This is a genomic window from Streptomyces sp. NPDC091280, assembly GCF_044768565.1.
In the GTDB taxonomy this organism is placed as follows: domain Bacteria; phylum Actinomycetota; class Actinomycetes; order Streptomycetales; family Streptomycetaceae; genus Streptomyces.
This window is the reverse complement of record NZ_JBIVUZ010000005.1, coordinates 1-24,533: the sequence shown is the minus strand read 5'-3', so window position 1 is coordinate 24,533 and position 24,533 is coordinate 1. Positions and strand designations below refer to the sequence as shown.

Sequence of the window (24,533 nt, the reverse complement as noted above, 5' to 3'; positions counted from 1 at the left end):
CGCGAGCACAGCAGCTCGACCGTTGCGTAAGGAGGCCGTCGTGAGACGAGTGCGCCCTGGGGCGGCGGCGTCCCGCGGTGGTGCCACCTCCCGCGTGCCCGGCGAGGAGCGCACGCTGACCAGCGTCGCCGCCGGCGCCCGCTACGAGGGCGAGGAACCCAAGGACCTTCCCCGGCTGTGGCACGTCACCCTCAGCGTCTCCGGCGACGAGGCCCCGCTGAAGGAGGTGCGGCGCGGCCTGGAACAGCTCGCCCACGACCACCCCTTTCTGCTGACCAGCCGCTACGCCAACGACCACGCGGAGATCCGCTACTGGGAGGAGGCCCGCGACCTGCACGACGCCGCCGCCGTCGCGCTGCGCCTGTGGGGCGAGCACCGCCAGACCGCCAAACTGCCGCCGTGGGAGATCGTCGGCCTGGAGGTCATCGACCGCGAGACCTACCACCAGCGCATCTCCGAGGGCTACGGCCCGCTGCCCGCGACCCCCGTCGGCGTCCATCCGTACTGAGTCCGCTTCGGACCCTTCTGGGTGTGTCTCGCGCTTTGGGACAACCGCTGGACGCCTTTGCCCGGCGCACTACCCTTCCCTCATGACCACGCTCTCGCCGTACGACTCCATGTCCCCGGTCACGCAGGCCGCGTACCGCGCCAAGTCCGCCGCCGCCGACCTCGCGCCGCTCCCGCGCGCCGAGAAGGACGACGCGCTGCTCGCCATCGCGGACGCGCTGGAGGTCCGTACGAGCGAGATCGTCGAGGCCAACGCCAAGGACATCGCCAAGGCCCGCGCGGCCGGCACCAGCGAGACGGTCATCGACCGGCTGACGCTCACCCCCGAGCGCGTGCGGGCCATCGCCTCCGACGTACGGGACGTCGTCGCGCTGCCCGACCCGGTCGGCGAGGTGGTCCGCGGCTCGACCCTCCCCAACGGCATCGACCTGCGCCAGGTCCGCGTCCCCCTCGGCGTCGTCGGCATCATCTACGAGGCCCGCCCGAACGTGACGGTCGACGCCGCCGCGCTCTGCCTCAAGTCCGGCAACGCGGTCCTGCTGCGGGGCTCGGCCTCCGCCTACGAGTCCAACACCGCCCTCGTACGCGTCATCCGCGACGCCGTCGGCGGCGCCGGACTCCCCGCCGACGCCGTGCAGCTGGTGCCCGGCGAGAACCGCGAGAGCGTCCGCGAACTGATGCGCGCCCGGGGCCTCGTCGACGTCCTGATCCCCCGCGGCGGCGCCTCCCTGATCCAGACCGTCGTCAGCGAGTCGACCGTCCCCGTGATCGAGACCGGCGTCGGCAACTGCCACGTCTACGTCGACGCCCACGCCGACCTCGACATGGCCATCGACATCCTGATCAACTCCAAGGCGCAGCGGCCCAGCGTCTGCAACGCGGCCGAGACCCTCCTCGTCCACCAGGACATCGCCCCCGAGTTCCTGCCCCGCGCCCTCGACGCCCTCGCCGAGGCCGGCGTCACCGTGCACGCCGACGAACGCGTCCTGGCCTACGCCAAGGAGTCCGCGGCCACCGTCGTCGAGGCCACCCCCGAGGACTGGGACACCGAGTACCTCTCCTACGACATCGCCGCCGCCGTCGTCGACTCGCTCGACAAGGCCGTCCAGCACATCCGGCTGTGGAGCTCCGGCCACACCGAGGCGATCGTCACCTCCTCGCAGCAGGCCGCCCGCCGCTTCACCCAGCTGGTCGACTCCACCACGGTCGCCGTGAACGCCTCCACGCGCTTCACGGACGGCGGCCAGTTCGGCTTCGGCGCGGAGATCGGCATCTCCACCCAGAAGCTGCACGCGCGGGGCCCGATGGGCCTGCCGGAGCTGACGAGCACCAAGTACATCGTCACCGGCGACGGGCACGTCCGCCGCTGAACCGGACCCTTTCGGCATATGCGCCGGGCATAGGGGCACGTGGGCGGAGGGACGTCTCACCCTGCGGATGAATTTCCCTACCGCCTGCCCAAATTGACCCCCCAGGTCTACTCTGGAGAGGTGCCGGAGGACGTGGGGGGCACGCCGTTCCCTGACGGCTGGGAGCCCGACGACGACCACGACCGCGGAATGTCGGACGAAGAATTCGACTCCGTGGTCTTCGACGAGGCCTTCGTACGGGCGGCCGTAGTACACGAGCCGACCGCCGTCGAGCGTCTCCTTGCCGCCGCGCAGGCCAGAGCCGAGGCATCCGAGGCCGAAGCGCGCCGCGCCCAGCGCGGCCGAGGCGCACGCAGCGACGAGGACCTCTTCGAGGAGACCTACGGGCGCGGTTTCGGCCATGATCCGGAACTCGACGACCTGGACGACGCCGACCTCGTCGAGGGCCGCTACGGCGCTCCGGGAACCTACGGCAAACAGGTCCGCTGGCACCGCCCCGTCGCCTGGCTGCTCGCCGTGGTGATGGGCATCGGCATGGTCGCCCTGGCCTTCTCGGCGGTCTACCGCGGCGCCTCCTCGGGCAGCAGGGACCGCATCCCGCCCCCGGCCTCCACGGGCGTGGAACAGGGCACGGCGACGGCACCCTCCGCCTCCGCCGACAACTCCCAGCCACCACTGTCCGCCGTACCGCGCACCCCGTGAGCGGTCGGACGGGCCCTGGGTGAGAACCTGTCAGAACTTGTCGTGTACCAGGGCGTTTACCTGAGGCTCCAGAGACCTACTCTGAAAGTATGGGCGGTCCAGGAGACCCACCCGAGGGGACACCTCAGGGCGCTCCGGGTGGTGGTGAGGACGAGTACCGATCCGTCGTGTTCGACGAGTCGTTCGTCCGCGCTGCCCGGCTCCAGGAGTTCTCCGCGCAGGAGCGCATGGCCGACCACGCCCCCGCCGTCCGCCGCCGCCCGGCCCTGCGCCGCGGTCTCTCCCGCCAGGCCCTGATCCTGGTCATGCTGATCGCCATCGCCTTCGGCACCGCGATCTACATGGGCGTACGGCACCCCTACACGACCCCCACGGTCCAGCAGCCCGCCGAGCCGCTGCGGATGACCGTCATCCCGCTGGCCCCCCAGGGCAAGGTTCCGGGAGCGGCCGACCCCGAGTACCTCTTCGCGCACAGCCCCGCCGCGCGGTTCGACGTGGGCGGCGACGGCATACCGCTGCCGGCCCCGGGGCGCACCGCGCATTTCTCGGACAGCCAGGTCGTGGCCGCCCTGAGCACCGCCAAGGACTACATCGTGGAGTCCTCGCTCTACCCGGCCGTGCTCACCGGCGGACAGATCCGCCCCGCGCGCGTCCTGGTCGACCCCGACCAGCTCGACCAGTTCGACCAGAGCTTCGCGCACCCGATCGCGGACGGCCGGCACGAGCCCACCGGATGGCTGGTTCGCTTCGATCCGGCCCGTACCGAACTGGCCGACCGCAAGATCCGCGTCCAGGGCACCCTCCAGGCCGCCGAGGTCGACTCGTCCACCCTTGAGGTCACCGCCGACAGCACCTTCGTCTACGCGCTCCGGCCGGCCGGCTCCGGCGCGAAGGCCCAGGCGTCCCTGTTCACCGTCCGCCGCGAACTCCAGTTCCGCTTCGACCGCGACGACCTGCGCATGGACCAGGCCCAGATCATCACCTCCTACGTCCAGGCCGGCCCGCTGTCCTGCGCCGAGGACTCCATCAGCTACCTGCGCCCCCTGCTCGCCGGCCAGACCGCCAAGGCGGGCGGCCCGGCCGGCACCGACCCGTTCGCCACGGGCAGCGCGACGGCCCTGTGCGGGTCACTGGCGGCGGGCGCGCAGCCGAAGGTGTGAGCGGGCGAGCGGGCGAGCGGGCGAGCGGGCGGGCGGGCGGCCGAGCGGGCGTGGCGTCGGGCCACCGCGTCGGGCCACCGCGCCGGGCCACCGCGCCGGGTCGTCGTGCCGGGCCCCCGTGCCGGGCTCCCGTGCCGGGTCGTCGTACCGGACTGTCGTGCCGGACCGTCGTGCCCGGCCGCTCCGGGTGTGAGGCCCGTGTGAATCGGCGCGTGACCTGGTCGTCGCGGGTGTGAGCTAGGTGTGGATCGCCCGGGTCAGTCCTCGTCGCGCGGCGGGGTGTCCGTGGGCGGCTGCTCGGTGCCGTTGGCCGAGCCGCTCGGCGGTCCGTCCTGCGGGGTCGTGCTCGCGAAGCCGCCGAAGCCGCGCCGCACCCGGCCGCCCAGGTCGCCCGCGCCGCCGGCGATGTCGCTGACCAGCTTCATCAGCGGGTCCTTGGAGCTCTTGACGTTGCTGGCGTAGCTCGCCGCCGACTCTCGGAACGAGTCCGTGACCGAGGTGTCCTTGTCCTCGCTGCGCCGCGGGTAGTGACCGTCCATGATCCGCTGGTAGTCGCGGGACTCGGCCCACTTCTTCAGCTCGGCCGCCCGCACCGTGGTGAAGGGGTGGGAGCGGGGCAGTACGTTCAGGATCTTCAGGACCGAGTCGCGCAGGTCGCCGCCCGACTCGAACTCCTCGGCCTGCTTGAGGAACGCGTCCACGTTCATCTCGTGCAGGTGGTTGCCGCCCGCGATCTTCATCAGACCGCGCATCGAGGCCCGCAGGTCCTGGCCGACCAGCAGCCCCGCGCGGTCGGCGGACAGCTCCGACTTGCGGAACCACTCGCGCAGCGCCGTCACGATCGCCAGGATCGCGACGTTGCCCAGCGGGATCCAGGCGACCTTCAGCGCCAGGCTGGTCAGGAACAGCAGGATCGTGCGGTACACGGAGTGGCCGGACAGCGCGTGGCCCACCTCGTGGCCGACGACCGCCCGCATCTCCTCCTCGTCGAGCAGCTCGACCAGGCCGGTGGTGACGACGATGATCGGCTCGTCCAGACCGATGCACATCGCGTTGGGCTGCGGGTCCTGGGTGACGTACATCGGCGGGACCTTCTCCAGGTCCAGGATGTAGCAGGCGTCCCGCAGCATGTCGTTGAGGTGCGAGAACTGCTGGTCCGACACCCGCACCGAGTCGGACAGGAACAGCAGGCGCAGACTCCGCTCGGGCAGCAGCCCGCTGAGCGCCTTGAACACCGTGTCGAACCCGCTCAGCTTGCGCAGCGCCACCAGGGCGGAGCGGTCCGCCGGGTGCTCGTAGGTGCGCGAGGAGATCCCCGGGAAGCGCCTGCGCTGCCTGCTCGGCACGTTCTCGTGCGCGTTCTGCTCGTGGCCGTCTTCGGACATGTGGTCCCCCATGTGCGTCTGTGTGCGCTGAGTGCCCCCGAAGCAGAGCCCAGCCTAGGCGGAGATACCTTGGTCGGGCAGTACAGCGAAGGAGTCAACACATGGAGCCCCATTCCGCAGCCGCTTGGCTCGCAGAGGCCGCGAACGCCACCCCCCAGCACGGATCGGGGGATCTGCTCAGGGTCGTCCTGGTCGTGATGTTCCTCGGCTGCATCCTGACCGCGTGGTTCCTGCTGCGCGGGTACAAACAGAAGGACGACTGAGAGTCCCGTCGAGTTCCCCGCCGACGCCCCTGTCGCGCGTCGGCGCGCCACCTGCCGTGCGTCGGCGCACCAATGGTGGAGTCGGCGCGATGGCCGCCGGGGTGCCCGCATACCATGGGCCGACGTCTTTATCCCGCCCACACCGGATAGGTTCTGCTGAAGATGAGCTTCCACGGCACTGCTGCCCAGTTGGTCACTCTTGCCGCCGAGGGGGAGGGCGGAGGCAACCACGAGAGCCTCCAGCCGATCGTCACCGGTGGCAGCGCGTTCATCATCCTGCTGCTCCTGCTGTGGATCACCACCCGCTTCAACCGCGATCGCTAGAGGTCTGTCCCCGTCCGTCCACGTCCGTCCACGTCCGTCCCCGGACAGGTCACGGGGCCTTCACACCGGGCCGGTAGGGTCTGCACGCATGGGAGAGCAGGACATGCCTACCGGTCCGGCGAACGACACGACGCGCGGCACGGAGAACCGAATGGTGAACGGCCCGCGCAACAACGGCCCGTCGAACCCCGGCAAGCGCCGGCTCGGCGTCATGGGCGGAACGTTCGACCCGATCCACCACGGACACCTCGTGGCGGCCAGCGAGGTCGCCGCGCAGTTCCACCTGGACGAGGTGGTGTTCGTCCCGACCGGCCAGCCGTGGCAGAAGACCGACCGCAAGGTGGCCCTCGCCGAGGACCGCTATCTGATGACGGTCATCGCGACCGCCGAGAACCCCCAGTTCTCGGTGAGCCGCATCGACATCGACCGCGGCGGCCCCACCTACACCACGGACACCCTGCGCGACCTGCGCGCGCTCAACCCCGACGCGGACCTGTTCTTCATCACCGGCGCCGACGCCCTCGGCGCGATCCTCACCTGGCGGGACGCGGAGGAACTGTTCTCCCTCGCGCACTTCATCGGAGTCACCCGGCCCGGCCACACGCTGACCGACCCGGGCCTCCCGGAGGGCGGTGTCTCGCTGGTCGAGGTGCCCGCGCTCGCCATCTCCTCCACAGACTGCCGTGCGAGAGTCGCCAAGGGCGATCCGGTCTGGTACCTGGTGCCCGACGGAGTCGTGCGCTATATCGACAAGCGCGAGCTGTACCGCGGCGAGTGAGCCGAGAGGGGCACCGGTGAACGACCGATACGACGCCGGGTACGGCGGCGACCAGTACGAGCTCGTCGGCTATGACGAGTACAACCAGCCTGTCTACCGCCAGGTCCAGGCCCAGCAGGCCCAACAGCCCCCGCAGCAGCAGCCGTACGACTCGTACGGGCAGCAGCAACAGCAGGGCTACGCCTACGACCCGTACGCCACCGGCACCCAGCAGCAGACCCCCGACTACGACACCGGCGCCCAGCAGTCCTACGACACCGGCCGGCAGGCGCCCCAGACCGGCTACGACCCCTACGCCACCGGGACCGCGACCGCCTACGACCCCTACGGGCAGACCGCGGCCGGCGGCCAGCAGCCCCAGGTCGCCGAACAGACCGCCTACATCCCGCAGCAGGGCGGCCCGGCCGAGGACACGGAAGCCCCGAAGCCCCCCAAGACAGGTGAACGGGACTACCGCACCGAGCAGTTCGCCTTCGTGGAGGAGCCGACCGACGACTCCGAGGACGTCATCGACTGGCTGAACTTCACCGAGAACCGCACCGAGCGCCGCGAGGAGGCCAAGCGCCGCGCCCGGGGCCGCATGGTCGCCCTCGTCGTGGTCCTGGCACTGGTCGTGTCCGGCGGTGTCGGCTACCTCTGGTACGCCGGGAAACTTCCCGGTGTCTCCTCGCCCGCCTCGAAGTCCGGCACCACGACGGCCTCGGGCGCCCAGAACCGCGATGTGATCGTCGTCCACCTGCACAACACCGCGAAGGGCGGCACCTCCTCGGTGCTGCTCGTCGACAACACCACCCTCAAGCAGGGCACCACCGTGCTGCTGCCCAACTCGCTCGCCCTCACCGACGACGACGGCAACACGACCACGCTGGCCAAGTCGGTCGACGACGACGGCACCTCCGGCACGGTCGACCAGCTCAACACGGTCCTCGGCACCGACATCGAGGGCACCTGGCGCCTCGACACCCCCTACCTCCAGAACCTGGTCGACCTCGTCGGCAACATCGACATCGACACCAACGCCGACGTGCCCGACCCGTCCGCGACCAAGAAGGGCGCCGAACCCCTCGTCCACAAGGGCAAGGACCAGACCCTCAGCGGCAAGATGGCCGTCGCCTACGCCACCTACCGCGCCTCCGGCGAGTCCCAGAACGCCCAGCTGGAGCGGTTCGGACAGGTCATGAAGGGGGTGCTGCGCCAGCTGACCTCGGACCCGACGGCGGCGACCACCACCGTGCAGACCCTGGCGCAGATCCTCGACCCGCCGCTCACCGACAAGGACCTCGGCACCTTCCTCGCCAAGCTCGCCGACCTCGCCAAGAGCGGCGACTACAAGACCGCTCTGCTGCCCGTCCAGAACGACGGCACCCTGACCGCGCAGGCCTCCGCCAGTGTCGTCAAGGACGTGCTGGGCGGCACCGCGAAGAGCCCCGACGAGGGGTCGGCGGTCCGGGTCGCCGTCCAGAACGCCACCGGCGTCAAGGACGACACCGAGAAGGCCCGCGTGGTCCTCCTCAACGGCGGCTTCACCTTCCTGGAGGCGGGCACGGCCTCCACGGCCTCGGCCAAGTCCAAGATCACGTACTCCGACGCGGCCGACAAGGAGAACGCCATCGAGGTCGCCAAGACGCTGGGCCTGCCCACCAGCACCGTGACCAAGGGCACGGTCTCCGCGAACGCGGACGTCTCGGTCGTACTCGGAGAGGACTACAAGCCGTCCTCGTCCTCATGACGGGGGCGCGGCGGCTGTGACGGAGAGCACGCCCCGGAGGCCGGAGCCGGTGTCCGGGGCGACGTCCGGGCGGACGTCCGGGGCGTGATCCGTTATTCACGTGGGGTGCCGTCCGCGGTCCGTGAGACCCTTGAGGTCTGTTGACCGCCGACCGAAAGCCGCGTAGTGACCGCCACTGACCGCTCCATCGAGCTCATCACCGCCGCCGCCCAGGCCGCCGCTGACAAGCTCGCGCACGACATCATCGCCTACGACGTCAGCGATGTGCTGTCGATCACGGACGCCTTCCTGCTGGCCTCCGCTCCCAACGACCGCCAGGTCAAGTCGATCGTCGACGAGATCGAGGAGCGGCTCAACAAGGAACTCGGCGCCAAGCCGGTGCGCCGCGAGGGCGACCGCGACGCCCGCTGGATCCTGCTCGACTACGTCGACATCGTCGTGCACGTCCAGCACAGCGAGGAGCGGGTCTTCTACGCCCTGGAGCGGCTGTGGAAGGACTGCCCCGAGCTGGACCTGCCCGCCGACGCCCGGCAGACCCGCGGCAAGGCCGCCGAGCACGCCAAGCTCCAGGCCGAGGAGGACGCCTCCGAGTTCGGGGAGGTGCGGTGAGCGTCGGCGCGGACGGCCGCAAGGCGGGCCGGGGCCGCCGCGTCATCCTGTGGCGGCACGGCCAGACCGCCTGGAACGTGGAGCGCCGCTTCCAGGGCACCACGGACGTCGAGCTCACCGAGACCGGCGTCGGCCAGGCCCGCCGGGCCGCCCGGCTGCTGGCTTCTCTCAAGCCCGACGCGATCGTCGCCTCCGACCTGAAGCGGGCCGCGAACACGGCCGCCGAGCTGGCCGTCCTCACCGACCTCGACGTCACCCACGACGAGGGCCTGCGGGAGACCTACGCGGGCGTCTGGCAGGGGCTGACGCACGAGGAGATCATCGCCCGCCACGGCGAGGAGTACGCCGCGTGGAAGCGCGGTGAGGCGGTGCGCCGCGGCGGCGGCGAACTGGAGACCGAGGTCGCCGACCGGGCCGCCCCCGTCGTGCTGCGGCACGCCGAGAAGCTGCCCGAGGACGGCACCCTCGTGGTGGTCAGCCACGGCGGCACGATCCGCACCACCATCGGGCGGCTCCTCGGTCTGGACGCCCCGCACTGGGAGAGTCTCGGCGGCCTCTCCAACTGCTGCTGGTCCGTGCTCGGCGAGGGCGCCCGCGGCTGGCGCCTGCTGGAACACAACGCCGGCACGCTCCCGGAACCGGTGCTCGGCGACGACGACTGAGCGGATTTCACTTTCTGGCAGGTCGCAGGCTAAAGTTCTTCTTGTTCGCCCGCCGAGCGGGAAGAACACCCGGGGCTATAGCTCAGTTGGTAGAGCGCCTGCATGGCATGCAGGAGGTCAGGAGTTCAATTCTCCTTAGCTCCACAAGTCGACTCTTTCGAGTTGTCAAAGATCAGATCCCATCCCTTTCAGGGGTGGGATTTTTTCGTGGCCGCCAGCGACTCCGTGCGCCGACGGGTCTCCTCGTCGGCGGGGGTGTAGACCACGATCCGGCACTCCGGCATGCCGTTGACCGACAACGACACCGACGTCATGCGCAGCTCGCCCACCGCCTCGTGCCGGAACGTCTTCACCCGCCGCCCCGGCTCCGCCACGTCCCCGCTCTTCCACAGCCGCGCGAAGAGCGGACTCGCCGCTGACAGCCCGCGTATGAACTCCTCCCAGGCCGGCTCGCCGGTATGGACGCCGTAGGCCGAGCGCAGTGTCGCCACCATCACCGGCAGCTCCGTCTCCCGGTACAGCAGCGGACACTCCTCCTCCGGCACCGTGAACAGCTTCCACAGCGCGTTGGACCGGGGACCCGGCTCCAGCGGCCCCACCCAGAACACCGTCCGGTAGGGGGAGTTGGTGGCGAGGATGTCGTACCGCGCGTTGTAGACCACCGCCGGGCGCGGCTCCAGGGCGTCGAGGATGCCCTGGATCTCCGGCCCCACCGACTGCGCGATTACTTCCGGCGGATGCGCGTACGGCACCTCGGCCAGGTGGTACAGATGCTCCCGCTCCGGCGCGTCGAGCCGGAGCGTGCGCGCCACGGCGTCCAGGACCTGCGCGGACGCGTTGATCGGACGCCCCTGTTCGAGCCAGGTGTACCAGGTGACGCCCACACCGGAGAGCTGGGCGACCTCCTCGCGGCGCAGCCCCGGTGTGCGCCGGCGGAAACCCGGCGGCATGCCGACGTCGTGCGGTGTCACCCTGGCGCGCCTGGTGCGCAGAAAAGCCGCCAGCTCAGGTCGGCGGCGCTGTGTCGTCCCCATCGTCACATCCCCCATGTTCGACGCCGGACCCGGCCCGTGCCAGGTGCTGTCGGTACCAGCATCAGCGGGCTCTCGGCACCCGTACCGGAGCGCCGCCACGCTCGACGGCATGACGACAACTCCCGTGACGGGACCGGATTCCGCACCCGTTCCAAGTCCTGCCACCAGTAAAGCGCCCGGCACTGACAATCGCCGCGGGCCGCTGCTCGCGCTCCTGCTCGCCGCCCAGTTCATGGCTCTGCTGGACGTGTTCATCGTGAACGTCGCGGCCCCCACCATCGGTTCCGAACTCCACGCGTCCGGCGCCGACCTCCAGCTGGTGATCGCCGGCTACACCATCACGTACTCGGTGCTGCTGATCACCGGCGCACGGCTCGGCGACCGGCTCGGCCACGCCCGAGTCCACCTCGCCGGGCTCGCCGTCTTCACCGCCGCCTCGCTCGCCTGCGGCCTGGCGCGCGGCTCCACCGAGCTGATCGTGTTCCGGCTGGTCCAGGGCTCCGGCTCGGCGCTGATGATCCCGCAGGTGCTCAGCCTGATCCAGCGGAAGTTCACCGGCGAGGCCCGGGTGCGCGCGCTCGGCGTGTACGCGGCGGTCATCGCCGTCGGCGCCGCGGCCGGCCAGATCGTCGGCGGCGTACTCGTCAGCGCCGACCTCTTCGGCACCGGCTGGCGGCCGGTGTTCCTCGTCAACGTGCCGGTGGGCGTCGTACTGCTGGCCGTGGGAAGGCGCGTACTGCCCAAGGACGGCCGGTCGGAACCCGAGCGGGCGCGCGCCCTCGACCTGCCGGGGCTGGTGCTGCTCGCCTCGGCCGTATCGCTGCTCACGGTGCCGCTGGTGCTGGGGCAGGAGGAGGGCTGGCCGCTGTGGTCGTGGCTGTCGCTGGTCGCGGCGGCGGTCCTCTTCGCGCTGTTCTGCGGCTACGAGTCGCGGCTGGCCCGGCGCGGCGGGGCCCCGCTGATCGCGCCCCGCGTGCTGCGCCAGCCGGGCATGGGGCTCGCCGTCTTCCGGATCCTGGCGGTGATGGCTGTCAACGGCGGCTTCCTGTTCGCCGTCACCCTGCACGTCCAAGTGGGCCTCGGTTTCAGCGCGTTGCGCGCCGGGCTCACCTTCGCGCCGACCGCCGTCGTCTTCGGAGTGGTCGGTCTCACCTGGCGCAGGTGGCCGGCCACCTGGCAGCGTGCGCTGACCCCGCTCGGGTTCGTGATCGCGATGCCGTCCGTCCTGGGAGTCGGCCTGGCGTTCGAAGGCGGCGACCGCGGCGGGGCCGTACTCTACGTGGCGTACGTCGGCGTGGGGGCGGGGCTCGCGCTCGCCTTCAGCCCGACGCTGACCCGGGCCCTCGCCACCGTGCGGCCCGAGGACGCGGCGGACGCCAGCGGTCTGCTCTCCTCGGTCGCGCAGCTGGGTCAGCTGCTGGGGGTCGCGGTTTTCGGCACACTGTTCTTGAACCGGCTTGAGTCACTTGGGGCCCCGGGGGCGTATACCTCTGCGAAGGCGCTTTTGGCGTGCGTGTTCGCGCTGGCGGGGACGGCCGCGGTGGGTGCCGTGTCCGGACTGGTACTAAGGCGTCGCTGACCGTATTGGTCCGGCCGTGGCAGAATCAAACGGCCGGAAGGGGGCGCGGCCCGACGGGAGGGAGTAGCGATGCCTGCGAGCATCATCGAGGAGGTCGACCACCTCTTCGATGTGGCGTTGATACGGGATACGATCACCCGCCTGAGCTGCCCTTCCTGCGGTTCCGCCCACGTGGCCCAAGTCCTCGGCGACAATGGCGGAGTTTCCTACGTGTGCACGGCCTGCGGCCACAGCTGGAGCTGATCGATGGGTGCACACAGGCGAAAGTGCGACTGGTGCGGCAGCGGGACACCGATCGTCCGCGACATGGAACCGGTGAATCCCGACTACCAGTACTGGTGCGAGGAGTGCGCTCGGGCGCTGATCATAAAAGGCGATCCGATCGAGACGTACCGCGAACTAGAGGGCGAGCCGATCTACGGCCGACTCCTCGAAGAGCACTGCACATTGAAGCGGTTCTATTCGTTCGTCACCGCTTGACTCGGGCCGGGACCCCGCGAGGAGTCCCGGCGATCACGGTCACGGCAGGGGGGACGCAAACGATTTGGTGGTGCACCGGGTCGACCGGTAATGTTGGCGTCGCCGCCGGGGAGACCCGGTAGCACACCGCAAGGGGCTATAGCTCAGTTGGTAGAGCGCCTGCATGGCATGCAGGAGGTCAGGAGTTCAATTCTCCTTAGCTCCACAGAAGTCGAAGGCGGGTCATCCGATCGGATGACCCGCCTTCGGTGTGTCCAGGGGGAGTTGACGCTGGTCATGGAGCGGCGGGCCGCCCCTTCTTTAAGAAGAGGGCGGCCCGCCGCTCCACGCGCTCAGCGGCCCAGTGCCCGCCGGCCGCGGCCCTGGGAGAGGACCGGCAGGTTGCGGGAGGGGCCCTTGTCCCGGGCCGTCTCCTCCTCCAGGCGCAGGGCCAGCGCCGGGCAGCGGCGCACCGCGCGGAGCGCCTTCGCCTCCGCGTAGCGCGGCACCTGGGCCTGGGCGACGGTGGGGAAGCCGTCGGCGCCGAGTTCGAAGACCTCCGGGAGGATGTCCGCGCACAGGCCGTGGCCCCGGCACAGCGTCCAGTCGACGTAGATCTTCTGACGGCTGGGGCCGGTGTCCTCGGCCTCCGCGCCGCTCGTGATGCCCGCGGGGAGCTGGCCGCCCTCGAAGAGCGGCAGAACGCCCTCCACGGGCCGTCCGCAGCCGTTTCCGAGGACATGGGCGGCGAGGTCGTCCGTGAACGCCTTGATGGTCGATTCCAGGAACATCGCGGAGCCGTCCGGGTGCGAGCACGCGCCGCGCCGCTTCACGGCCTTGGCGACCTGCTTCAGCGCCTCCAGGGCGGCCGGGCCGCCGCCGTTGAGGATGTCCTCCATGCCGCGCGCGGCGGCGGGCAGGCCGAGGTAGCAGGGACCGCACTGTCCCGCGCTCTCGTCGGCCAGCCACTGGGCCACGCGGAGCGACTCGCCCAGCGGGCAGGTCTCCTGGGTGATCGGCATGATGGCGCCCGCGCCGAGCGCACCGCCCACCGCGTCCAGGGAGTTGCGGGAGACGATCGCCTCGTTGACCGTCGCCGCGTCGATCCACTTGCCGTGGTAACCGCCCGTCAGCACACCCTGGGGGACCGGCGGGGCACCGGCCAGCTGGAGCACGTAGCGCAGCGGCACACCCGTGGGGACCTCCAGCACCATGGGGCGCGCGACCGCCCCGGAGACCGTGAGCATGACGGTGCCGGGCTCGTCGTAGAGGCCGGTGTTGCCGTAGCGCTCGGGGCCGATGCGGGCGGCGATGGCGAGTTGGGCGAAGGTCTCGGCGTTCGACAGCAGGGTCGGGGCGCCGCCGACGCCGTTCTGGGAGGCGCTGACCTTGCGGCCGGGCGGGATGGCCGGGCCGCCGTCGATCGAGCGGATCAGCGACGCGGCGGCGCCGGTGACCATGCGGACCGGGTTGCGCTGGACGAACGCCTTCAGGGCCGAGCGCCGGGTGTTGCTCAGGCCGCGTTCCGAGAGCGCCGCCTCCATGGAGCGTTGCGTCGACTCCCTGGTGACCCCCACCACGAGCGTGCGGGCACCAAGGGCCTCGGCGACCAGCAGGGCGCCGTCCAGGATGAGGTGCGGGGCACGGTTGATGAGCACCGTGTCCTTGCGGCAGGCCGGTTCGTCCTCACTGCCGTTGACGACGACGACCGGCCGTACCCCGCGCTTGATGGCCGCCTCGGCGACCGAGCGCAGCTTCTTGTGGAAGGGGAAGCCCGCGCCGCCGCGCCCCTTCAGGTTGATCGCCTCGGAGAGCTTCGCCAGTTGCTCCCCGCCCATGGGTTCGAGCGGCCCGTGCACCTTGAGGTGCATGGGCAGGTCGAGTCTCTCGACAAGGTCGAAGCCCGACGTGAGCTGCGGAAGCCCGACGACGCGGACCTCAGGGACGTCGGGCAGGGCCTCGTTCACCTATAGCCTCCGGAAGGCGTGTTCCAAGGTTCGCCCGAGCCACCCTGCGCGTCGAAGTCGTACGAGGCGTTGGGCGGCTGATCGGTGGCGGCACCGCTGTTGTACGTGTCACCGGAGTTGTACGTACCGGAGGCCCCGTTCGACTCACCCGTGGGGTAGGCGTATCCCTCGCCGTAGCCCCCGGCGCCCGAATTGTTGTTGTACGTCGGGATGTTGTACCCGGTGTCCTGGAGCGGGTCGTAGGCCGACGGGGGCGCCTCGCCGACCGGCGGCGGGGAGGGGACGGGCCAGGTGCCGGAGGTGCTGCCGCCGTTGTCCACACGCGGGGAGGCCTGTGTGTTCTGCATGTCCATCGGCACGTTCATGCGGGAGGTCTGGTCGGTGATGTACGGCATCTGGCCGGTGGACTCCGGGGTGGCGGTGCGGTAGGCCGCCGCGAAGCCGTTCGTGTCGGCGACCGGGGTCATGGACCTCGTCTCGTACTGGGCGGCGGCCGGGTCGACGCGAGGCATCGACCCGGTGTCGCCGAACGAGGACTGCTGCGCGCCGCGGCGGCCCTCGGCCGGGCGCCGGCTCTCGAAGCCGGGCAGCGCGGACTCGGCCACCCGGCCCCGGCTCGCGTCGAGATCGTCCAGGCCAGGCCGTTCCTCGTTGCCCAGGAGCATGGCGATCCGGTCGGCGAACTTCCGCTTGACCGAGCGGGGCGCCGAGCGCAGGGCCAGGGCGGCGGCGACGCCAACCAGGCACAGCTCGTACGAGATCATGAAGAACGGCTTCGCCGCGCGGCCCGCGAACAGGCCGTGGACCAGCGCCGCGCACCAGGCCGGGTACGCCAGCATGTGCATCGCGCGCCAGCGGGCGGCCACCGGCGCCGGGGACGCGAACTGGTTGCGCAGGGCGCCGGTGATGCCCACGAAGATCATGAGCAGGCCGGCCAGGGAGCCGAGGCCGATGAGCCCGGCACTGCCCTTGACGCCGAGGCTGAACGGGATCAGCGCGGCGATCAGGACGGTGTGGTCGAGCGCCAGCTTGACCGTGATGTGGATCACGAGGAACGCGATCGAGCCGACGGCGGTCACCCGGTGGATGCCCTGGGCCACGATCCGCTGGCGGATGTTGAGAACGACCCGGTCCTGGGCGACGAGCCCCCAGATGACCGAGCAGGTGAGCGACACGAGCGAGAGGACGCCCGCACCGAAGTTGAGGAAGTCCTGTACCTGGCTGCCTCCGGCCAGCACGAACACGGGTATGAAGATCAGGACGACGAGGCTCACCACGCCGTAGGCCGAACGGCCCGGCTTGGGGAGCGAACTGGTGGTACGACGAGCGTTCATGGGGGCAACTCCGAGCAGTATCGGGAAAGCGGTCCCGCTGCCGAACTCTAAGTGGCTCCATACCGGTGGGTACGAGGTTTGAGTTATTGCGTTGTTATCAAACGACGATGCGCTTGCTGTGATGTCCCGTAGTGGGTGGTACGCGAAGGTAGTCCTTGAACTTGGGTCAGTGTCGGCCGGTGTGATCAGGGTGCCAAGGGTGATACGGAAGCGCGTCGCGTTGTGCTCAAGCGCTGCGGTACCCTCATGCCATGCGTGCCGTACGCCTTCTGCTTAGCGAGCCGCGCTGACGAGTCCCGACCGCCGGTGAACGGCGAGGTCGGAATCAGCGCGGCGTCCCCTCCTGTGCGAGGGGATTTTTCGTTTGGTGAATGTCACACCCTGAACGACACAGCCGCTGGCAGAGACGACCGATGGAGCTTTGAGGATCATGAGCGAGACGAACCCCGCTGCCGCCGCCGAGGTGGTCGCGCCGCACCGCTACACCGCCGCCATGGCCGCGGACATCGAGGCACGCTGGCAGGACTTCTGGGACGCCGAGGGCACCTACGAGGCCCCGAACCCGAAGGGTGACCTGGCCGGCGACCCCGAACTGGCCGCCCGGCCCAAGAAGTTCATCATGGACATGTTCCCGTACCCCTCCGGTGCGGGCCTGCACGTCGGCCACCCCCTGGGCTACATCGCCACCGATGTGTTCGCCCGGTTCCAGCGGATGACCGGTCACAACGTGCTGCACACCCTGGGCTTCGACGCCTTCGGCCTGCCCGCCGAGCAGTACGCCGTGCAGACCGGCACGCACCCGCGCGTGTCCACCGAGGCCAACATCGAGAACATGAAGGTCCAGCTGCGCGCCCTGGGCCTGGGCCACGACAAGCGCCGGTCGTTCGCCACGATCGACCCGGAGTACTACAAGTGGACCCAGTGGATCTTCCTGCAGATCTTCAACTCCTGGTACGACGACGAGGCCGGCAAGGCCCGCCCGATCGCCGGGCTGATCGCCCAGTTCGAGTCCGGTGAGCGTGCCGTACCGGGCCACACGCGCGCGTGGCCGGACCTGACCGCCACCGAACGCGCCGACGTCCTGAGCGAGTTCCGCCTGGCCTACGCCTCCGACGCGCCCGTCAACTGGTGCCCCGGCCTGGGCACCGTGCTGGCCAACGAGGAGGTCACCGCCGACGGCCGCTCCGAGCGCGGCAACTTCCCCGTCTTCAAGGCCAAGCTGCGCCAGTGGAACATGCGCATCACCGCCTACGCCGACCGGCTGCTGTCCGACCTGGAGGAGCTGGACTGGCCCGAGGCAATCAAGCTGCAACAGCGCAACTGGATCGGCCGCTCCGAGGGCGCCCGCGTCGACTTCCCGGTCGACGGCGAGCACATCACCGTCTTCACCACCCGCCCCGACACCCTGTTCGGCGCGAGCTACATGGTGCTGGCCCCCGAGCACCCGCTGGTCGACAAGTTCACCCCGGAGGCCTGGCCCGAAGGCACGCACGACGTGTGGACGGGCGGTCACGCCACCCCGGTGGAGGCCGTCGCCGCCTACCGCGCGCAGGCCGGCACCAAGTCCGACGTGGAGCGCCAGGCCGAGGCCAAGGACAAGACCGGTGTCTTCACCGGCGCGTACGCCACCAACCCGGTCAACGGCGACCGCATCCCCGTCTTCATCGCCGACTACGTGCTGATGGGCTACGGCACCGGCGCGATCATGGCCGTTCCGGCGGGCGACCAGCGCGACTTCGACTTCGCGCGCGCCTTCGAACTGCCGATCATCTGCATCGTCGAGCCCACCGACGGCCGCGGCACCGACACGTCGACATGGGAGAACGCCTTCGGGTCCTACGACGCGAAGATCATCAACTCCTCGAACGACGACGTCTCCCTGGACGGCCTGCCCGTCGCCGAGGCCAAGGCCCGCATCACCGAGTGGCTGGCCCGCAAGGGTATCGGCGAAGGCACCGTCAACTTCCGCCTGCGCGACTGGCTGTTCAGCCGCCAGCGCTACTGGGGCGAGCCCTTCCCGATCGTCTACGACGAGGACGGCGTCGCCCACTCGCTGCCGGAGTCGATGCTGCCCCTGGAGCTGCCGGAGGTCGAGGACTACTCGCCGCGCACCTTCGACCCGGACGACGCGAACACGTCCCCGGAGACGCCCCTGTCGCGCAACGAGGACTGGGTCAACGTCACCCTGGACCTGGGCGACGGACGCGGCCCCCGGAAGTACCGCCGCGAGACCAACACCATGCCCAACTGGGCCGGTTCCTGCTGGTACGAACTGCGCTACCTGGACCCGCACAACGACCAGGAGCTGGTCGACCCGGCCATCGAGCAGTACTGGATGGGCCCCCGCGCGGGCATGCCGCACGGCGGCGTCGACCTGTACGTCGGCGGCGCCGAACACGCCGTACTGCACCTGCTGTACGCCCGGTTCTGGTCCAAGGTGCTGTTCGACCTGGGACACATCTCGTCCCCGGAGCCGTTCCACAAGCTGTTCAACCAGGGCATGATCCAGGCCTACGTCTACCGGGACGGCCGCGGCTTCCCGGTGCCCGCCGCCGAGGTCGAGGAACTGGGCGGCGAGTACTACCACCAGGGCGAGAAGGTCTCCCGGCTGCTGGGCAAGATGGGCAAGTCCCTGAAGAACGCGGTCACTCCGGACGAGATCTGCGAGGAGTACGGCGCCGACACCCTGCGCCTGTACGAGATGGCCATGGGCCCGCTGGACGTGTCCCGGCCGTGGGACACGCGCGCGGTGGTGGGCCAGTACCGGCTGCTGCAACGGCTGTGGCGCAACGTCGTCGACGAGACGACCGGCGAGGTCACGGTCGTCGACACCGAGCCCGACGAGGAGACGCTGCGCGCCCTGCACAAGGCGATCGACGGCGTCCGCCAGGATCTGCAAGGGCTGCGCTTCAACACGGCCATCGCCAAGATCACCGAGCTGAACAACCACCTGACCAAGGCGGGCGGGGCGGTACCGCGTTCCGTCGCCGAGTCCCTGGTCCTGCTGATCGCGCCGCTGGCCCCGCACGTCGCCGAGGAACTGTGGCGCAAGCTGGGCCGCACCGACACGGTGGTCCACCAGGACTTCCCCGTGGCCGACCCGGCGTACGTCGTGGACGAGAGCGTGACCTGCGTCGTGCAGATCAAGGGCAAGGTCAAGGCACGCCTGGAGGTCCCGCCGACGATCTCCGACGCCGAGCTGGAGAAGGTCGCGCTGGCCGACGAGAAGGTCGTCGCCGCGCTGGACGGCGCCGGTATCCGCAAGGTCGTCGTGCGGGCACCGAAGCTGGTCAACATCGTTCCGGCGTAGCCCTCCGAGGGGCTCGCCGCGCCTCTTCGACGGGGTCGGGAACAACGCCTCGGGGTAGTCCCCTACGGGCAGGTTCGGGGTTCTTCTGGAACTCCGCGCCTGCCCGTTGCGTTTACCGTTGAAGAGCGGCGCGGCGTGCGCCGCCCGGAGCCGGTGGAGGAGCGTTGGAAGCCGTGATCGCAGTCTTCGCCCTTCTCTTCCTGCTGTTCGTGGTCGCGGGCGGCTATGTCACCGTCAAGGCCGTCGGCGCGGCCAAGCGGGGCGTCGACCGCACGGTCGCGCAGGCCCGGCGCACCGTCGAGGACCACACCCTGCGCGCCAAGTCCCTCGCCCAGCCCGGCCCGCAGGGACAGGTGGCCCAACTGCGGCTGACCCTGCGCACATCGATGCGCGCGACCCAGGACGCGCTGCACGCGGGTGTGACCGAGGACGAGTCCCTGAAGGAATCCCTCGGCCTCTTCCAGCGACTCAGCGCACACGGCCGCGAACTCGACGGCGAACTCAAGCGCCTGGAGTCCGAACCCGACCGCAGAACGCTCGCCGAGCGGCTGCCCGCCCTGCGCGAGCGCACCGAGCGCATCACCGCCTCCGCCGACTCACTGCGCTGGGCCGCCCGCGACCGCGCCGGCCGCTTCGCGGAGGACGACCTCGACGCGCTGAGCGCCCAGATAGACGTGGAGGCGGGAGCCCTGCGGCACTGGACGAAGGCGGAGCACGCACCACCCCCGTGGCCCGACGCCCCGGCCGCCGACGCCACGACGGCCCAGCAGACCTGGCCGGAGACCCCGCGCTCCCGCCCCGCCGCCGAGGAATCGGCCCCCTCCGCCATCGCCCCGCCGGGACGGCGTCCCAGCTACCCCTGGCAGAAGAAACCCCGCCCCGAGAGCACGATTTGAGACGGCGGCAGGCCGCCGTCGTACGGCACGGTGTGATCCGGCCCGTTCCGGCCCAGGTGAAAGGGGTCGGGCTGCCGCCCGGCCGCTACGGCAGGTAACCTCCAGCTCATGTCCCGCCATGTCGCGATCGTCACCGATTCAACGGCCTACCTGCCGCCGCTGACGATGGAGCGCCACGGCATCACGGCGGTGCCGCTGACCGTCGTCCTCGGCGACCAGGCACTCGACGAGGGCACTGAGATCTCCACCCGCTCCCTGGCCCTGGCCCTGCAGAAGCGGCGCCCGGTCACCACCTCGCGGCCCAGCCCCCAGCTCTTCGCCGAGACCTACCGCAGGGTCGCCGAGTCCGGCGTCACCGGCATCGTCTCCCTCCACCTCTCCGCCGAACTCTCGGGCACCTACGACGCGGCGGTCCTCGCGGCCCGCGAGGCGCCGGTGCCGGTACGGGTCGTGGACACCGGCATGATCGCGATGGCGCTCGGCTTCTGCGCGCTCGCCGCGGCCGAGACGGCGGAAGCGGGCGGCACGGTCGACGAGGCGGTCACAGCCGCGGAGAAGCGGGCCGCGGGCACCTCCGCCTACTTCTACGTCGACACCCTCGACTATCTGCGCCGGGGCGGCCGTATCGGCGCGGCACAGGCCCTGCTGGGCTCCGCGCTCGCCGTGAAACCCCTGCTCCAGCTGGAGAGCGGGCGCATCGAACCCCTGGAGAAGGTCCGGACGGCGTCCAAGGCGATTGCCCGCCTGGAGGAGATCGTGGCCGACCGGGCGGGCAGCGCACAGGTCGACATCGCCGTCCACCATCTCTCCGCGCCCGAGCGCGCGGAGGCCCTCGCTGAGCGGCTGCGGGTACGGCTGCCCGGACTGGCCGACCTCCATGTGAGCGAGGTCGGGGCGGTGATCGGGGCACACACCGGGCCCGGCTTGTTGGGGGCCGTGGTCTCGCCGCGCTGACGGCTGATCGCCCGCGGTACGGGTGGGTGTTCGCCGGGCCCGGTCACTCGTGTGAGTGACGGAGTTGTCCACAACCGGGCGTCCGTCCCCGGGAATTGACCAAGATCATCGCGAAGTGGCGAGATGCCCGATCCTCGGCGCATGGCACTTCGATCACGCTCACACACAGCGACCGCGACCAGCGGCCCGGGCCGCGCCCCGTCCTCGGACGGCCGCACCCGCCAACGCCGCGCCCCGACCCGGGGCCGGGCACACCGCCAGGCGTCGGCGGACGAACTCCGACGACGCGCGGAACTCCTGTTTGCCGAACGCGTAGGAGAGCGGCGGGAGTTGGGGAACGGGCCGCCGGGTGGGGAACGGGGGGTGGGGGCGGCGACGGATCGGACAGCGGCTCGGACGGGGATCCGGGAGACGAACCGGGCGACGACTCGGGAGACGACCCGGACAGGAGCGCCGACGAGTGTCGGGACGGCGAGTGCTGGGCCGAAGAGTGCGGGGACGGCCAGTGCCGGGACGGCGAGTGCAGTGTCGGCGGGTGTTGGGCCCGAGTCCGCCGTCTCCTACGTCGGGGGCGTCGGGGATGTCGAGGACGCTGACGAAGTTGAGGACGCCGGTGTCGGGGGCGGCCGGGAGGTAGGGGTCTGGCGGGAGCGGGCCGGGTCGGCGCTGCGGGAGCGGATGCCGATGTGGGTGCAGACGCGCTGCGGACTGGAGCGGCGGAGCGTGATCGCGCTCGGTGTGCTGTTCGTGGTCGCCGCGGGCTTCGCGGTACAGCACTTCTGGGTGGGCCGGACCCAGCTCGTGCGAGCCCCGGAGGTGGTGCGGGCGGTGGCTCCTTACGGCACAGGGGGCGACGAAGCGGGCGGAGACACCGGCAAACAGGCCGGGGCGCCTGCCTCGGCCGGAGCGCGGGGCGTATCGAGCGCGGCCGGTGCCGCCGGCGCCGAGATCGTCGTGGACGTCAGCGGCAAGGTCCGTGAACCCGGGGTCCATCGGCTTCCGGCCGGTTCGCGGGTGACGGATGCGCTGCGGGCGGCGGGCGGGGTGCGCTCGGGTACGCACACCGAGGGGCTCAACCTCGCCAGGTTCCTCGTGGACGGGGAGCAGATCGTCGTCGGGGGACCGGCTCCCGGGGCGCAACCCGGTGCGGGATCGGTGGGCGGCGCGGCGGTCGGCGCGGCGGGCTCAATGGGCACTGGCACGGCGGCGGCTCCAGGCGCTCCGGTCTCCCTCAACACGGCCACGGCCGACCAGCTCAACACCCTGCCCGGGGTGGGCCCTGTGCTGGCCCAGCACATCATCGACTACCGCACCCGGCACGGCGGTTTCCGCTCGGTGGACGAACTGCGCCAGGTCAACGGCATCGGCGACCGCCGTTTCGCCGATCTGCGGGATCTGGTCCGGCCATGACCCACGTTCAGGACGGCCCGCGCGACGACGGGTCCCGCCGTGCCGTGCATGCCTCCTCGGAGAATCGGCGGGGTACCGCGCACCCCCACCAGGAGGGCCCGACAGACCTACGGCTTGTGCCGCCCGCACTCGCCGCCTGGGCGACAGCCGCACTGGCGCTGGACGCGTCACCGGCCTGGGTCACGGGTATCGCGGTCGCCGCACTGGTGGCGGGGCTCGTGCTGCTGCTGGCGCGCCGACGGCGACGCAGGGCGGGAGCCAGCCGTGCCGTCTCCTCCTGGCCCCGCGCCTCCGTCGCTGCCCTGCTGCTCTCCGTCGCGGCAGCCGCCGCCTCCGCCGGATTGCACGGAGCGGATCTGCGCCGTGGGCCGGTGCCCGAACTGGCGCGGGAGTACGCGTCCGTCACCGCGGAGGTGGAGGTCGGTTCCGACCCACGGTTGACCCGGCCCCGGATCAACGGGGACCACGCGGCACCGGTCTCCGTGCTGATCGAGGCGGAGGTACGAAGGGTCGAGGGGCCGGACGGATCGGTCGTCGAGACACGGGCACCGGTACTGCTGATCATTGATCCGGGCTCGTCTGGCGGGGGTGCCGGAGGCGATACGACTGGTGGGGGCGCCGGGGTCATGCCCGGCCCGGCGCACACGTCCCGAAACGGCCCGGAGCACTCGCCCTGGCTGGGCCTGCTCCCGTCCACGCGGGTGAGGGTGACCGCGCGGCTGGCGCCCTCCCTGACGAGCGGGGACCGCGTCGCGGCCGTGCTGCGGGTGCGGAACCAGCCGGTGCCGGAGGTCGTGGGGAAACCGTCCGGGGCCCAGCGGTTCGCGGGGCGGTTGCGGGCCGGGCTGCGCGAGGCCACCGACGGGTTGCCGGCGGACGCGCGGGCGCTGCTGCCGGGGCTGGTCGTCGGCGACACCGCACGCGTCACCCCCGAGTTGGACGAGGCCTTCAAGGAGACGGACCTCGCGCACACCCTCGCCGTCTCCGGAAGCAATCTGACCATCCTGCTCGCCCTCCTCATCGGACCGCCCGGTCTCGCCCAGCTAGTCGAACGCCGAGGTCTGGCACCACGCCTGGGGATCTCCCTCCGGGCGACCGCGTCGCTCGGCGGAGTACTCACCCTCGGGTTCGTCGTCGTGTGCCGCCCCGACCCGAGCGTGCTGCGGGCCGCGGCCTGTGGTGCCGTCGCACTGCTCGCCCTGGCGACCGGGCGCCGCAGATCACTGATCCCGGCCCTGGCGACGGCCGTACTGCTCCTGGTGCTGTACGACCCGTGGCTGTCGCGGAGTTACGGCTTCCTGCTCTCCGTCCTGGCCACCGGAGCGCTCCTCACGCTCGCGCCACGCTGGTGCGAGACGCTGCGGCGGCACCGGGTTCCCCCGCGACTGGCCGAGGCGCTGGCCGCCGCTGCCGCCGCGCAGGCACTGTGCGCGCCGGTTGTGGCCGTGCTGTCGGCCCGGGTCAGTCTGGTGGCGGTGCCGTGCAACCTGCTCGCGGAGATCGCCGTCGCCCCGGCCACGGTGCTCGGTTTCGCGGCGCTGGCGACGGCACCGTTGGCGATGCCGGTGGCCAAGGTCCTTGCGTGGGGCGCGAGTTGGCCCACCGGGTGGATCGCGGACGTGGCCCGGACCGGCGCGGCGCTGCCCGGTGGGGGAGTGGACTGGCCCGGCAGCTGGACCGGGGCGCTGCTGCTCGCGGTCGCCGTCGCGGTCCTCGTGCTGGTCGGCCGAAGGCTGCTGGGGCATCCGTGGCTGTGCGGTGTCTGCGGGTTGCTGCTCCTGCTGGTCGTGGTCGAGCCGGCGCCGCTCACCCGGGTGATCACGGGGTGGCCGCCGCCGGGTTGGCGGTTCGCGATGTGCGACGTCGGGCAGGGGGACGCGACGGTGCTCGCGGCGGGCAAGGGCACCGGCGTGGTCGTGGACGCCGGACCCGATCCGAAACTGGTCGACCAGTGTCTGCGCACGCTCGGCATCACCAGGATTCCGTTGGTCGTCCTGACCCACTTCTTCTCCCGGTACTTCTGGACGCTCTCAGTGTTGGGTGGCCCCGAAGGGGCCTCCCAACACCAGGTAGGAACCGCCTCGTTACCTCTGACAGTTGT

General features: G+C 71.0%; 22 protein-coding genes and 2 tRNA genes. 20 read left to right on the top strand and 4 right to left on the bottom strand.

Translation table 11 applies throughout. From position 1 onward, the window contains the following. The first annotated feature begins 49 nt into the window (after window positions 1-49). The 4 genes from ACIQPR_RS16175 to ACIQPR_RS16160 all read left to right on the top strand — a co-directional run bounded on the left by ACIQPR_RS16175 (window position 50) and on the right by ACIQPR_RS16160 (window position 3,739). Window positions 50-508, top strand: coding sequence for a hypothetical protein (locus tag ACIQPR_RS16175; protein ID WP_403649301.1), 459 nt, complete (start codon window positions 50-52; stop codon window positions 506-508). An 82-nt stretch (window positions 509-590) separates the two neighbouring features. Further along, window positions 591-1,877, top strand: a complete 1,287-nt coding sequence (locus tag ACIQPR_RS16170) for a glutamate-5-semialdehyde dehydrogenase (protein ID WP_403648005.1) — start codon at window positions 591-593, stop codon at window positions 1,875-1,877. 93 nt (window positions 1,878-1,970) lie between these two features. Continuing rightward, window positions 1,971-2,579 carry a hypothetical protein gene (locus tag ACIQPR_RS16165; protein ID WP_403648002.1) on the top strand — a complete coding sequence of 203 codons (609 nt, stop codon included), beginning with the start codon at window positions 1,971-1,973 and terminating at the stop codon, window positions 2,577-2,579. Window positions 2,580-2,668: 89 nt separating this feature from the next. Beyond that, window positions 2,669-3,739 carry a hypothetical protein gene (locus ACIQPR_RS16160; RefSeq protein WP_403647999.1) on the top strand — a complete coding sequence of 357 codons (1,071 nt, stop codon included), beginning with the start codon at window positions 2,669-2,671 and terminating at the stop codon, window positions 3,737-3,739. A 257-nt stretch (window positions 3,740-3,996) separates the two neighbouring features. Here the strand turns inward: ACIQPR_RS16160 and ACIQPR_RS16155 are convergent, their stop codons facing one another. After that, window positions 3,997-5,124: a M48 family metallopeptidase gene (locus tag ACIQPR_RS16155; RefSeq protein ID WP_403647996.1), complete on the bottom strand. Its 1,128-nt coding sequence runs from the start codon at window positions 5,122-5,124 to the stop codon at window positions 3,997-3,999. 101 nt (window positions 5,125-5,225) lie between these two features. On the opposite strand from ACIQPR_RS16155, the gene ACIQPR_RS16150 reads away from it, so the two are divergent. The 7 genes from ACIQPR_RS16150 (at window position 5,226) to ACIQPR_RS16120 (ending at window position 9,633) form a co-directional block, all read left to right on the top strand. Beyond that, window positions 5,226-5,387: a hypothetical protein gene (locus ACIQPR_RS16150; protein WP_403647993.1), complete on the top strand. Its 162-nt coding sequence runs from the start codon at window positions 5,226-5,228 to the stop codon at window positions 5,385-5,387. Between the two features lie 162 nt (window positions 5,388-5,549). After that, window positions 5,550-5,711 (top strand): hypothetical protein, encoded by a 162-nt coding sequence (locus ACIQPR_RS16145; RefSeq protein WP_019065530.1) that lies wholly within the window; start codon window positions 5,550-5,552, stop codon window positions 5,709-5,711. 88 nt (window positions 5,712-5,799) lie between these two features. Then, window positions 5,800-6,489 carry a nicotinate-nucleotide adenylyltransferase gene (nadD, locus tag ACIQPR_RS16140; protein WP_359612044.1) on the top strand — a complete coding sequence of 230 codons (690 nt, stop codon included), beginning with the start codon at window positions 5,800-5,802 and terminating at the stop codon, window positions 6,487-6,489. Window positions 6,490-6,505: 16 nt separating this feature from the next. After that, window positions 6,506-8,218, top strand: coding sequence for an LCP family protein (locus ACIQPR_RS16135; RefSeq protein WP_403647990.1), 1,713 nt, complete (start codon window positions 6,506-6,508; stop codon window positions 8,216-8,218). A gap of 165 nt (window positions 8,219-8,383) precedes the next feature. Beyond that, window positions 8,384-8,827, top strand: coding sequence for a ribosome silencing factor (gene rsfS / locus ACIQPR_RS16130; protein WP_403647987.1), 444 nt, complete (start codon window positions 8,384-8,386; stop codon window positions 8,825-8,827). Continuing rightward, on the top strand, window positions 8,824-9,489 hold the full coding sequence (locus ACIQPR_RS16125) for a histidine phosphatase family protein (RefSeq protein WP_403647984.1): 666 nt from the start codon (window positions 8,824-8,826) through the stop codon (window positions 9,487-9,489). The genes rsfS and ACIQPR_RS16125 overlap by 4 nt, the downstream gene beginning before the upstream one ends. A 71-nt stretch (window positions 9,490-9,560) precedes the next feature. Continuing rightward, a tRNA-Ala gene (locus tag ACIQPR_RS16120) sits at window positions 9,561-9,633 on the top strand. 44 nt (window positions 9,634-9,677) lie between these two features. Here the strand turns inward: ACIQPR_RS16120 and ACIQPR_RS16115 are convergent. Next, entirely contained in the window at window positions 9,678-10,523 is an 846-nt protein-coding gene (locus tag ACIQPR_RS16115; RefSeq protein WP_403647981.1) for a helix-turn-helix transcriptional regulator, read from the bottom strand. Window positions 10,524-10,632: 109 nt separating this feature from the next. Between ACIQPR_RS16115 and ACIQPR_RS16110 the strand changes: the two genes are divergently transcribed. The 4 genes from ACIQPR_RS16110 to ACIQPR_RS16095 all read left to right on the top strand — a co-directional run bounded on the left by ACIQPR_RS16110 (window position 10,633) and on the right by ACIQPR_RS16095 (window position 12,787). After that, complete coding sequence (locus ACIQPR_RS16110; RefSeq protein WP_403647979.1) at window positions 10,633-12,102, top strand: MFS transporter; 1,470 nt, start codon at window positions 10,633-10,635, stop codon at window positions 12,100-12,102. A gap of 69 nt (window positions 12,103-12,171) precedes the next feature. After that, complete coding sequence (locus tag ACIQPR_RS16105) at window positions 12,172-12,345, top strand: hypothetical protein (protein ID WP_403647976.1); 174 nt, start codon at window positions 12,172-12,174, stop codon at window positions 12,343-12,345. 3 nt (window positions 12,346-12,348) lie between these two features. Continuing rightward, the gene (locus ACIQPR_RS16100) at window positions 12,349-12,582 is read left to right on the top strand and encodes a hypothetical protein (RefSeq protein ID WP_003976229.1); all 234 of its coding nucleotides are present in this window, start codon (window positions 12,349-12,351) and stop codon (window positions 12,580-12,582) included. A gap of 132 nt (window positions 12,583-12,714) precedes the next feature. Next, window positions 12,715-12,787 (top strand) — tRNA-Ala (locus tag ACIQPR_RS16095). Window positions 12,788-12,914: 127 nt separating this feature from the next. On the opposite strand, the gene ACIQPR_RS16090 is transcribed toward ACIQPR_RS16095, so the two are convergent. Then, on the bottom strand, window positions 12,915-14,528 hold the full coding sequence (locus ACIQPR_RS16090; protein WP_403647973.1) for an NADH-ubiquinone oxidoreductase-F iron-sulfur binding region domain-containing protein: 1,614 nt from the start codon (window positions 14,526-14,528) through the stop codon (window positions 12,915-12,917). Beyond that, window positions 14,525-15,862, bottom strand: a complete 1,338-nt coding sequence (locus tag ACIQPR_RS16085; RefSeq protein ID WP_403647971.1) for a cytochrome b/b6 domain-containing protein — start codon at window positions 15,860-15,862, stop codon at window positions 14,525-14,527. Before ACIQPR_RS16085 ends, ACIQPR_RS16090 begins: the two co-directional genes overlap by 4 nt. 430 nt (window positions 15,863-16,292) lie before the next feature. Between ACIQPR_RS16085 and leuS the strand changes: the two genes are divergently transcribed. From leuS to ACIQPR_RS16060, 5 genes are all read left to right on the top strand, one after another. Continuing rightward, entirely contained in the window at window positions 16,293-19,172 is a 2,880-nt protein-coding gene (leuS, locus tag ACIQPR_RS16080) for a leucine--tRNA ligase (RefSeq protein WP_403647968.1), read from the top strand. A gap of 164 nt (window positions 19,173-19,336) precedes the next feature. Continuing rightward, window positions 19,337-20,068, top strand: coding sequence for a hypothetical protein (locus ACIQPR_RS16075; RefSeq protein WP_403647965.1), 732 nt, complete (start codon window positions 19,337-19,339; stop codon window positions 20,066-20,068). A gap of 108 nt (window positions 20,069-20,176) precedes the next feature. After that, a complete protein-coding gene (locus ACIQPR_RS16070) occupies window positions 20,177-21,022 on the top strand; it encodes a DegV family protein (protein WP_403647962.1) in 846 nt (281 codons plus the stop codon). A gap of 525 nt (window positions 21,023-21,547) precedes the next feature. Beyond that, window positions 21,548-22,432 (top strand): helix-hairpin-helix domain-containing protein, encoded by an 885-nt coding sequence (locus tag ACIQPR_RS16065; RefSeq protein ID WP_403647959.1) that lies wholly within the window; start codon window positions 21,548-21,550, stop codon window positions 22,430-22,432. Then, window positions 22,429-24,533 (top strand): ComEC/Rec2 family competence protein (locus tag ACIQPR_RS16060; protein WP_403647956.1); only part of this gene is annotated, 2,105 nt, incomplete at its 3' end. The genes ACIQPR_RS16065 and ACIQPR_RS16060, both read left to right, overlap by 4 nt.